This is a genomic window from Candidatus Macondimonas diazotrophica (assembly GCF_004684205.1).
Lineage (GTDB): Bacteria > Pseudomonadota > Gammaproteobacteria > UBA5335 > UBA5335 > Macondimonas > Macondimonas diazotrophica.
Map to the genome: position 1 here is coordinate 1 of NZ_SRIO01000061.1, position 1,435 is coordinate 1,435.

The window sequence follows — 1,435 nt, forward strand, 5'->3', positions numbered from 1 at the left end:
CGGCCCATAGTTGATCCCGAACGCGGAGAACGGCTTCGGTGTCCAGCTTGCCCGGCTTCAGGTCCAACAGGCAGTGGCGGCGGGAGCCGGTCGGGTCATATAGATGGAAGCGGTTTGCTGTCGCCATGAACATGCATCGCCGAACCCGCCGCGTTTCCGTAGTGAGATATTTCTCGACCCATGAATCATACCGACTGGAAATGAATGCCTTTTCCATGTTCTGCACGGTCTCGTTCCGAGACTCACCTTTGTAGTCCTCGATCTCGACCACCAGCTTTCCGCGCATACGGCGATATCGATCCTCGAATGACTGCTTTGTCGGGACCACTTCGGGTTTGAATCGGGTAACGAATATTTCGGGCGCCAGGCACTCCACCAGCGTGGACTTGCGGGCGCCTTGCTTCCCCTTCAACGTGATCAAGACATCTGCCTTGACCCCATCGGCGACATTCAGCAGCCGCCCCGCAGCGGATAGCCACCAGTACCATGCCGCTGCCTCAGCATGCTCCACGCTAGCAGAGACCGGAACGTAGTCCGTGAAGAACTTCCCGACACGCGGCACACCGTCCCATTTCAAGCCGTCCGCCCATTGCAGCGCGCTGTCGAATCCTCGATATCGCTGTAACCCATCAATCGCTTTCTCAACAGTCTTGATGCCTGGGGCATCTTCACCCATAGCAGCCTCCACCGCAGCGTGTACGGCGCGTGTGAGGGCAGGGCCGTAGGGTATCTCCTCCCCTCGGCGGGTGTAGCCACAGACGTATCCTGTGAAGGTGTCGTGGCGAATATCCAGCCCGAGCACCGGTGGATTGCAGAGCAGATTCATCAATGCGGACTCGTCGTCCTTACCAATGTAATAGCTGAGACCTGGCAAGCCCTTGATGCCGAACCCTTGCAACACCTGCGCGCGGGTCAGGCGGGGGATCCGGAACTCGTAGGTGATCCTATCGTCGCTCTCCAACTTGCTGCTGACCTGCCTCAGATATTCGGCATAGGCATCGGAGTCGTAGTATCCCATCTCGGTCAGGAATTCGGCTTGGCTCCGATCCGCGCAATGTGCGTGCATGCACTTGACATAAGGTTCCCCTTTTTCCGTGCTGACCAGCGAAGTATCCGACACACCGCCTGTACTGGTATGCGTGTCCGCGAACGGACAAATGATGTCCATGATATGCGGAAGCACACGCCCGCCGGGCTTCAGGTGAAAGTCCCGGATGAATGCAACGATAGGGTTGGCGGGGTCCATGTCCTCGCCGGACACCTCAACCGCGTCAGCGCCGCGCCGATTGGCGGACCACTCGACACCAAAGGCTTCGGCAATCCTGGAGCAGAGACCAACAAAATCATGCTCACTGAGTGATGGGATCGGTTGCCCATTATCTACCCAGTTGTAACGCTCACCGGATTTAACATGCTCGCCGGCAAGGATGATGAA

At 57.8% G+C, this 1,435-nt stretch carries 1 protein-coding gene; it reads right to left on the reverse strand.

Annotation, left to right across the window (positions count from 1 at the left end):
- The coding region (locus E4680_RS13870) for a VapE domain-containing protein (RefSeq protein WP_135283019.1) at window positions 1–1,435 on the reverse strand (1,435 nt) is incomplete at both ends.